General features: G+C 38.8%; 8 protein-coding genes. 4 read left to right on the top strand and 4 right to left on the bottom strand.

Annotated features, from left to right (window positions below):
- Positions 1–60 precede the first annotated feature (60 nt).
- Positions 61–684 carry an arylesterase gene (locus tag A2003_RS07350; protein ID WP_171053779.1) on the bottom strand — a complete coding sequence of 208 codons (624 nt, stop codon included), beginning with the start codon at positions 682–684 and terminating at the stop codon, positions 61–63.
- A gap of 42 nt (positions 685–726) precedes the next feature.
- On the opposite strand from A2003_RS07350, the gene A2003_RS07345 reads away from it, so the two are divergent.
- Positions 727–1,431, top strand: coding sequence for an ABC transporter ATP-binding protein (locus A2003_RS07345; protein ID WP_005402242.1), 705 nt, complete (start codon positions 727–729; stop codon positions 1,429–1,431).
- Positions 1,428–3,914 (top strand): ABC transporter permease, encoded by a 2,487-nt coding sequence (locus A2003_RS07340; RefSeq protein WP_112986965.1) that lies wholly within the window; start codon positions 1,428–1,430, stop codon positions 3,912–3,914. Before A2003_RS07345 ends, A2003_RS07340 begins: the two co-directional genes overlap by 4 nt.
- Here A2003_RS07340 and A2003_RS07335 read toward each other — a convergent pair.
- On the bottom strand, positions 3,911–4,717 hold the full coding sequence (locus tag A2003_RS07335; protein ID WP_112986966.1) for a rhomboid family intramembrane serine protease: 807 nt from the start codon (positions 4,715–4,717) through the stop codon (positions 3,911–3,913). The genes A2003_RS07340 and A2003_RS07335 overlap by 4 nt on opposite strands.
- A 73-nt stretch (positions 4,718–4,790) precedes the next feature.
- Between A2003_RS07335 and mtgA the strand changes: the two genes are divergently transcribed.
- Both mtgA and ppk1 read left to right on the top strand, forming a co-directional pair.
- Positions 4,791–5,465, top strand: a complete 675-nt coding sequence (gene mtgA, locus A2003_RS07330; RefSeq protein ID WP_004912643.1) for a monofunctional biosynthetic peptidoglycan transglycosylase — start codon at positions 4,791–4,793, stop codon at positions 5,463–5,465.
- 110 nt (positions 5,466–5,575) lie between these two features.
- Positions 5,576–7,654 (top strand): polyphosphate kinase 1, encoded by a 2,079-nt coding sequence (ppk1, locus tag A2003_RS07325; RefSeq protein ID WP_004912640.1) that lies wholly within the window; start codon positions 5,576–5,578, stop codon positions 7,652–7,654.
- Between the two features lie 56 nt (positions 7,655–7,710).
- Here the strand turns inward: ppk1 and A2003_RS07320 are convergent, their stop codons facing one another.
- Positions 7,711–8,754 carry an NAD(P)H-dependent flavin oxidoreductase gene (locus tag A2003_RS07320; protein WP_286687081.1) on the bottom strand — a complete coding sequence of 348 codons (1,044 nt, stop codon included), beginning with the start codon at positions 8,752–8,754 and terminating at the stop codon, positions 7,711–7,713.
- A 279-nt stretch (positions 8,755–9,033) separates the two neighbouring features.
- On the bottom strand, positions 9,034–9,655 hold a 622-nt coding region (locus tag A2003_RS07315), incomplete at its 5' end, for a cytochrome d ubiquinol oxidase subunit II (protein WP_286687080.1).

The following is a 9,655-nucleotide window of genomic DNA, read 5'->3' as shown; positions in this document are numbered from 1 at the left end:
GTGAAGTTACTTTTTTTGATTTCTAAATAAAGTTATAGATTGTTAAATTATAAAAGGTGCCTACAAGGCACCTTTTATATATGGATAAGCTAAATTTAACATGATCGGCTGCGCCTGAGCATTTGGATGAATTTGATCTTTTTGAATAAGATTTTTATTGCCAGCTACACCTTCCAAAAAGAAAGGTAAAAGCTTAACTTTGTATTGCTGACTTACAACTTTATAATTTTTTTCAAACGCTGTGCTATACGCCGTTCCATAATTTGGTGGTATCTTCATACCAAACAGTAAAACTGTTGCCTTTTGTCTTTGACTGAGTTGTACCAACTGAGCAAGATTACGTTGGATCATTTGAGGTGGTTGTCCTCGAAGTCCATCATTACCACCTAGCTCAATCACCACAATTTCAGGCTTATAGGTTTGTAATAGCTTAGGCATTCTTGCAAGTGCACCGCTTGTTGTTTCACCGCTTACACTTGCATTGACCACTTTGTGTTTTTTCGGATACTGTTGGTCAAGCCGTTGTTGTAATAAGTTAACCCAGCCTTGTTTGACATCTATTCCATAGCCTGCACTCAGACTATCTCCCACAATCAATATAGTCTTAGCTGAAACGATTGTCGGGAATACACATATTGCAAGCGCTCCCAGTGTTTTAGAAACGAACAAGATAACTTTAGATATTTGCATAGCACTTAAAATTTGTTCTAAAGGATACGTGACATCATGCCACAACCGATTATTTCTGCTCGAAAAGTTACACAAACCATTCAAATTAATCAGCAAAATTTAACGATTTTAAAAGAAATTGATTTGGAAATTTATCAGGGAGAGCAGATTGCAATTACGGGACGTTCAGGTTCAGGAAAGTCAACATTGTTGGGGATTTTAGCGACTTTGGATCGTCCTAGTAGTGGTGAATTGACGGTTTGCGGTCAAGATGTACATCAGCTAACAGAGGAACAGCGAGCACAAGTTCGTTTAGAAAATATTGGGTTTGTATTTCAGTCATTTCAACTTCTTCCACAGTTAAGTGCTTTAGAAAATGTCATGCTGCCGATGCGTTTACAGCCAGACTTCCAATTTAAAGATGCTGAGAAAAAAGCGTTGGCATGGTTAGAGCGTGTTGGTTTGATTCGACAGGCTCATCAAACACCCAAAGTTTTATCTGGTGGTGAGCAACAGCGTGTCGCTATTGCACGTGCCTTGATTGCTGAACCTAAATTAATTTTTGCAGATGAACCCACAGGTAATTTAGATGGGCAAACTGCAGAAGAGATTGAACAATTACTTTTTGATTTAAACAAAGAGTTGGGAACAACATTGGTTCTAGTCACGCATGATCAAAACTTAGCTGAACTTTGTCAACGTCATGTCAAACTTATCGATGGTCAGATTCAGGAGATTGTTCGATCAGAGGGGGCAATATGAGTTCTATTTTAAAGCCATTACTGATACAAAGTTTTCGAACGGGTGGTTTGTATTTACTGATTATTGCACTTTCATTGGCGATCAGTGCGACAACGGCTTTGAAATTTAGCAACACTCAAGTACAAAATGCTGTGACCTTACAAGCAGCTGAAATGCTTGGAGCTGATCTGGTATTGTCGGATAGTCATCCGATTCAGTCCAGTTGGATAGAGCAAGCGAATAAGCTGAACTTGAAGCATTCTCCAGTCACTGTATTTGGTTCTATGGCACATACCCATGATCAATTTGTCATGGTTAATGTCAAAGCGGTCAATGATCAATTTCCTTTGCGAGGCAAGTTAGAAATTGAACCCCAAGCCAAATCAATACAACCAAATCAAGTCTGGTTAAGCCCACGGGCAGTTGATTTACTCAAAGTTAAATTAGGTGAACAAGTTGCAATTGCAGATGGAACATTTACTTTCACAGGCGTGATTGAACATGATTCAAATCAAGAGTTAGGTTTCTCTGGATTTTCACCAACAGTTATTATTCATCAGGCGGATATTGCGAAGACAAATGCCATACAAGTAGGGAGTCGGATTGAATATCGTTTATTGATGGCGGGTCAGCTAGAACAAGTAAATGCATTTAAAACGATTTATAAGCAGCAAACGCATCAAGAGGATGAAACCTCTCCGAATGCAAATTCATCTGTAGAAAATTCGGAACAAACTTCACTTCGATTACGTGATGCTAGTCAGTCCAATACACGATTAATGAAACCAATCGAGAATTTGGATACATTCCTACAGCTCGCCAATTTACTTACTATTTTGCTTTGTGGGATTGCGATTGCTCTAACTAGTCAACGTTATGTACAACAAAACCAAGATCATATTGCTTTGATGCGGTGTTTGGGTTCAAGTAAGAAACAGATATTGATTGCTTATTTAGGCTTGTTAGCCTTGGTAAGTGCTATTTCCATCGTGTTAGGAAGCCTGATTGGAATCGCATTAGGCTATGGATTATTGCAATTGATGTTGCAGCTCATTCCGCAACTACAAGTTAGTTTTGCTGTATTTGATATCCTGATGGCATTACCGATTGCTATTTTCACCAGTGTAATGGTTTTGATTGGTTTTATTCTGCCGAGTATTTGGGAGTTATTAAATACGCCGCCAATACGCGTAATTCGTCAACAAGAACGTTCACGCAAATCCTATATAGCAATGTTTGCTATCGGCACGATCAGTTTAATGATTTTTAGTTTAGTTCTTAGTGATAATTTACAATTGAGCCTAATGGTTCTCGCTGCAATTCTTGTGCTTTGTGGAGTCTTATATGCTGTTATTTGGTTGCTTCTCAAACTGATCAAACAATTAAAGCACCCATTATCTGCCTATGTTCGGATACCGCATCAAACTGCATTGCAAATTACGGCACTTGCACTGGGATTAAGTTTAATTACGGTACTTAGTGTATTGAGAACAGACTTACTTGAGCGCTGGCAACAACAACTTCCTGAGGGAACACCTAATCAATTTGTGTATGGTCTGCCCCCATTTGACATGCCTTTGTTGAAACAATCGTTGGAACAGAATCATTGGAGTTCAACGCCGTTGTATCCAAATATTCGAGGTCGATTGATTTCAAAAAATGGTGAAGCTTTCTCTCCAGAATTGATCAAAGAAAATAACTCATTACGTCGTGAATTAAATCTTACGCAGTCCTCTGTGTACCCTAAAGATAATGTGATTATTCAAGGACGTTCAACATTTACTCAAACTGGGCAAGTTTCTGTTGAAGAAAAATTGGCGAGTGAACTTGGAATCAAAATTGGCGATCAACTGAGCTTTAGTCTGCCTGAAGGAAGCTTGAATGCAACCGTGATTAATTTACGCTCCGTAGAATGGGAAAGTTTTAGCCCCAATTTCTTTTTCATTTTTTCACCTAAAACGATGGATGAAAATGCTGGAAGTTATTTAGGTAGTTTTTATGTTCCGCCAACTGATCAGGCAAAAATGGTTGAGTTGATTCAGCAATTTTCAAATACTGTTTTTATTGATGTTGGACGTGTTCTAGATGAAGTGAAACGTTTGATGACTGTGTTGGTTCAGATCGTGACAGTACTTGCAATATTGGTTGGTTTGTCAGGTATCTTAGTCTTGATTGCGTGCTTAAATGTATTGATGGATGAACGTCGTCGAGAAGTGGCACTGTTAAGATCATTTGGAATCGCTAAGAATCGATTAAAACGCATGTTGAGTTTAGAAATCGGTTTTATTGGATTAGTCTCAGGTGTTGTGGCGTGTTTTTTTGCTGAGGTGATCAGTGCTATCGCTAGCTATAAAATGCAAATGTCTATTCAATGGCATCCAGAAATCTGGATTATTCTTCCTTTGACAATGATGGTGGTATGTACATTGATAGGTCGTTATCGCTTAAGCTATCTTTGTGATATACCACCTTTGCAAAGTTTAAGAGAAATTAATCAGTCTTAAAAACTGATCTGATTTTGGCGCAGAATCTCAGTCCACAAAGGAGTGAGTTCTGTGCTGAGTCGGGTGCAATACCAATAAAAGATACTTAAAGTAGAGACTGCAACAAGCAGTGCTATAAATTGGAATACACCCGTTCGTTGTGTTTTTTGAGACAGGTACCATAAGCCCGCCAACAAACCACCCATCAGCATGCCACCGATATGTGCGGCATTGTTGATGCCAGATACGGTGAAACCAAATACAAGGTTGATTGCCATAATCATCAGTAATGATTTTTTATCTAGAATAAAACGTTGATTTGCGAGTTGAGGCAATAATGAAATTACGGTCAATGCAGCACCGAGTCCCATAACCGCACCTGATGCACCTGCGCTAATACGAGGTAATAAAGCAGGATCAAAGTTTTGTAGCAAATCATATGTATCTCGAATCGAGAGATAACTCGATAATACACTTCCCATTAAACCAGCAAGAAAATACATACCTATATAATAGGGACGACCAAATAGTTGTTCAGCTACACTGCCAAAAATATAAAGCGCCCACATATTTAGCATCAGATGGATGAGTCCAAAATGGAAAAACATGCTAGTGAATAGGCGCTCAGGCTGAGATAAGAATGTAAGTGGTGTAAAATCTGCACCCCAAGCAATTGCATCTAGAGGTGAAGGGTCGGTAATATTCACACCTGAAAGAACTTGCCAACCAAATAAACTGACATTGACGGCAATAAGTAATGCGGTAAACCACCATGTATGGATTCTCAACTTTTGATTGATTTGTGGTGGTGTCATGTCAGTCATATGTGTTTAAGCTAGTCATCAATATAAAAAACAGCTTAGCATGAATTCGTTGCCCTAGGAGTGATGCACTTTAATGAAAGCCTTTTTAGCACGTGCAGTAATGTTGATTATTGGAGTGATACTCCTCATCCAACTTTGGATCTTTGCAAGTTTAGTTTGGTGGAGAACCAATCCAGTTGAAACTACAATGTTTATGCGGTTGGACTATTGGTCTGATATGAAGCCAATTCAGCAAGATTGGCGAGATTATGATGAGATTAGTGACAACTTTAAGCACGCAATTCTTGCAGCCGAAGATGCGAAGTTTGTCCATCATCATGGATTCGATTGGGCAGGTATCCAACATGCTTTAGAACGTAATAATGAGAAGGGTGAAGTGGTTGCAGGTGGATCAACAATTTCGCAACAATTGGCAAAAAACCTATTTTTATACAACCAACGTTCGTTTATTCGCAAAGGACAAGAAGCAGTTGCAACTTGGATGATGGAGCGGATGTGGTCAAAGCGCCGAATTTTAGAGGTATATATGAACTCTGTAGAATTTGGTGAAAATATTTATGGGGTTGAAGCTGCAACACAATATTATTATGGGAAAAGTTCAAAAAGCTTAACACGTGAACAAGCCGCATTTTTAGCAGCGTTGTTACCAAATCCTAAGTATTATCAAGATCATCGTAATGACCGTAAGTTGCAATATCGCAAACGCGTCATATTGAGATATATGAACGGAACACAGCTTCCAGAATAATCCGATCGATTAAAAAAGCTCAATATTTTTGGGCTTTTTTACCAAATTGACATAAATTTGCAGCATACTTAAATTATCAGTAGATGAATGCATAAATAACAAGGTTCAGTATGAATACGGCAGTGACGACAACAACGCCAATAGAATATAGTTACAACGATCGTTATATTAATCGCGAATTATCCATCCTCGATTTCCATTTACGTGTCTTGGAACAGGCTGTCGACCCACTTCATCCGTTATTGGAGCGTATGAATTTCTTACTGATCTTTTCCCGCAATTTAGATGAGTTTTTTGAAATCCGTGTTGCAGGGATGATGGAGCAACTAACTCTGGGCAATGAAAGTCGCACACCAGATGGCTTAACTCCAAAGCAAGTTTTAGATCAAATCTCTGTTACTGCTCATGCTGCAATTGAACGACAATATCGAATTCTAAACGAGCAGATCTTACCTAAGTTGCGTGAAGAAGACATTTGTTTCCTACGCCGTGGTGAGTTGACACCTGCACAGTCAGCATGGATTAAAAAGTATTTTCAAGAGCAAGTCGCTCCTGTGTTAACGCCAATTAGTCTTGATCCAGCGCATCCATTTCCTCGTTTAGTGAATAAAAGTCTAAACTTTATCGTGACCTTGGAAGGTAAAGATGCTTTTGGTCGTCAAATTGATCTAGCTGTCGTCCCTGCACCGCGCTCATTACCGCGTGTGGTTCGTTTACCAGATGAGCTGACAGGTGGAAAAGAACATCATGTCATGCTATCTGCGATTATTCATGAGCATGTATCTGATTTATTCCCTGGTATGACAGCGACGGGTTGTTATCAGTTTCGTGTAACACGTAATGCCGATTTAGCTCTTAACGAAGATGTTGAAGACTTAGCGAAAGCCTTAAAAGGTGAGTTAAGTTCTCGTCGTTTTGGTCGTGCTGTACGTTTAGAAGTAACTCATAATTGTCCAAAACACATCTATGAATATTTGTTAGATGAATTTGATCTAAATGAAGAACAACTTTATCGTGTAGACGGTCCTGTAAATTTGGCGCGTTTGTTGTCCAATTTTAAACGTCCACATTTACGATATGATTCCCACACACCAATTATTCCAAAAGCATTCAAGAAATCTGAAAGTGTGTTTTCTGCGATGCAAAAGCAAGATATTTTGCTGCATCATCCATTCGAATCTTTTGCACCTGTAATTCAATTATTACGTGAAGCAGCACGTGATCCACAAGTGCTTGCAATTAAGCAGACTTTATATCGAAGTGGTGCTGATTCTGAAATTGTTCAGGTACTTGCTGAAGCTGCACGTAATGGCAAAGAAGTCACAGCAGTAATTGAATTGCGGGCTCGTTTTGATGAAGAGTCAAACATCGAGGTTGCAAACGTTTTGCAAGAAGCAGGTGCGGTCGTTGTATACGGCATCGTAGGCTATAAAACACACGCCAAAATGATCTTAGTTGTGCGTCGTGAGAATAATAAACTAGTCCGTTATGTTCATTTAGGGACAGGTAATTATCATGCAACCAATGCCCGTATCTATACGGACTATGGTTTGATGACGACAGACAAAGATTTATGTGAAGACGTACATCGCATATTCCAAGAGTTAACTGGCATGGGCAAAATGGCGAAGCCGAAGAAGCTCTTGCATGCACCATTTACTTTACATGCTCAATTGATTAACTATATTGATGATGAAATTGCTAATGCAAAAGCAGGTAAGCCAGCTCAAATCATTGTCAAAGTAAATGCTTTAACTGAAGTTCAATTGATCAATAAATTGTATGAGGCATCTCAAGCGGGTGTTCAGATTGATTTAATTATTCGTTCAATTTGCTGTTTACGTCCTGGTTTACCGAACCTGTCAGAAAATATTCGCGTCCGTTCGATCGTTGGGCGTTTCTTAGAACATACCCGTGTTTATTACTTTAGCAATAATGGAAATCCACGTATTTATTGTTCGAGTGCAGACTGGATGGATCGTAATTTATTCAACCGTGTTGAAGCTTGTTTCCCAATTGAAGACCCTGCATTGAAAAAACGTATTTATCAACAAGGTCTGCTTAACTATCTGAAAGATAATCAGCAAGCATGGTTATTGCAAGGTGATGGTGTTTGGGAGCGTGCTAAACCTGCGGAAGGTGAGGAGCTACATAATGCTCAGCACACCTTGTTAGACTTGATTAAATAAGCACTAAAAAACCGATCTTCAATAGATCGGTTTTTTAATTCTGCCTTGATCAGTGCTTAATATGATTTCATTTCTAAAACCAATTGGTTAATGAGATCAGCTGCTTCAAGTTCACGAATTTGTGCAACATTACTACCTGCCCAAAATGCATTGTAGCCAAATTCTTGTTGTTTGTTGGCAATAGCCATCAGTTGTTTGGTTAGATCATAAGTGTATGGGTAGGCTGGAACTTTTGGTCGCTGTGGTGAGTCAATTTCTGTATGCCATGTGCCCAATAAGCCACGTGCAGGGCGACCAGATAAACTCGCACTGATCTGGGTGATTTTTTGACTAAACAATGCTTTTCGATAAGCTGCATTTGCACTTGAACTTTTACATTGAACAAATGCTGTTCCAAGTTGAACAGCTACAGCTCCCGCTTTCATCATCTGTTTAACTTGATCACCATTCATAATACCGCCTGCAGCAATCACAGGTATTTTGCAATGTTTTGAAATTAAGCTCACCAAATCTAAAGTTTTGATAGCTGCATCAAATTCTTGATTAAAAATACCGCGATGTCCTCCAGCTTCTATACCTTGAGCGATGATCAAATCTATACCAGCAGCTTCAATGGCTTGGGCTTCAATTAAATTTGTTGCAGAAACCATGGTGATAATTCCTGCTTGTTTTAGTGCAGAAATTTGATGAGCTTTGGGAATGCCGAAATGGAAACTGACAGCTTTGGGTTGGGTTTGTAAAACAATATCCAAATAATCATCGCTGTCTAAAAAGCTAGGATATATACAATTCAGTTGTTGGGGTGGTTGTGCATCAAATTTCTCAAAATGAGGGCGTAGGTAGTTGATCCATTGTTGTGCTACATCTTGATCAAGCTGTTCAGATTGATGACAAAAGAAGTTCACCTGAAAAGGTTTATCAGTTAATGATTGTGTTTTAATGATCTGTTCTTTAGCTGCTTCAGCTGTGTTTGCACCCAACCCAAGAGCACCAAGAGCGCCTTGGTTAGATACCTCCGCTGCAAGTTCAGGTGTGGAAACACCAGCCATCGGTGAAATAAAAATGGGATGTTTAATTTCTAATAATTCTAAAATAGTCATATTCTATACCTACATCATTTTTATTCAACATAGCTTAAATGCTTAAAAAATGGCAAATAATAATGGCTATTTCTTTAAAGAATGATCAAAACTTATGTTATTTAAATAGATATAAAGATGCTTGGCTAACTGTGTAGCCAAACATCAAAACATTGGATTAAGAATAAGCCAGCATGAGCAAAGCCTTAAATATGCCTGCGATCAAAGCTAGACCTAAAAAGCCAACAAACCAAAGCCCAATAAACCATTTTACTTGTGAAGATTTCATTTGATTTAACCTCAATGATAGCCTTGGTCACCAACACGAACTTTATCTCTAAAAATCCAGTAACCCCAAAAGGTGTATGCCAAAATGATCGGAATCATCACGACAGCACCAATTAATGCAAACATTTGACTATTTCGTGGCGCAGCAGCTTCCCAAATGGTAACTGATGGAGGAATGATGTTGGGCCATAAAGTAATCACAAAGCCTGAGTAGGCGAGGAGCATCAGCACTAGGGTGTAGAGAAAAGGCTTATGTTCATTTCGGTTTAGGCAAGCCCGCCAAGTTAATACAGTAAAAATAATCACCAAGATTGGAACAGGGCTAAAATAAATAAGTTGTGGCACAGTAAACCATTTCGCTGCAATTGCAGGTTGGCTATAAGGTGTATATAAACTGACAGCAGCAAAAATAATGAATAGAGCAATAATTAATTTTGGCATCAGCTCATACATTTTCTCTTGTAGACCATCATCAGTTTTCAAAATTAACCAACCACAGCCTAATGCAGCATACATCACGACCACACCTATGCCTGTAAACATAGAAAATGGGGTAAACCAGTCAAAACTACCACCAACGTAGATTCCATTTTCAGTTTTTAAGCCCTGAATATATGCACCTAAAATCATTCCT

Origin of the sequence: Acinetobacter sp. GWC1_38_13 (assembly GCF_001767535.1) — a bacterium.
GTDB lineage: Bacteria > Pseudomonadota > Gammaproteobacteria > Pseudomonadales > Moraxellaceae > Acinetobacter > Acinetobacter junii.
Note: the sequence above shows the minus strand (reverse complement) of the source record. Positions and strands in the feature narration are given on the sequence as shown.

Coding starts and splice junctions, on each gene's coding strand:
- A2003_RS07345 (WP_005402242.1), top strand. CDS start 727: ATGCCACAACCGATTATTTCTGCTCGAAAAGTTACACAAACCATTCAA.
- A2003_RS07340 (WP_112986965.1), top strand. CDS start 1,428: ATGAGTTCTATTTTAAAGCCATTACTGATACAAAGTTTTCGAACGGGT.
- A2003_RS07335 (WP_112986966.1), bottom strand. CDS start 4,717: ATGACTGACATGACACCACCACAAATCAATCAAAAGTTGAGAATCCAT.
- mtgA (WP_004912643.1), top strand. CDS start 4,791: ATGAAAGCCTTTTTAGCACGTGCAGTAATGTTGATTATTGGAGTGATA.
- ppk1 (WP_004912640.1), top strand. CDS start 5,576: ATGAATACGGCAGTGACGACAACAACGCCAATAGAATATAGTTACAAC.
- A2003_RS07320 (WP_286687081.1), bottom strand. CDS start 8,754: ATGACTATTTTAGAATTATTAGAAATTAAACATCCCATTTTTATTTCA.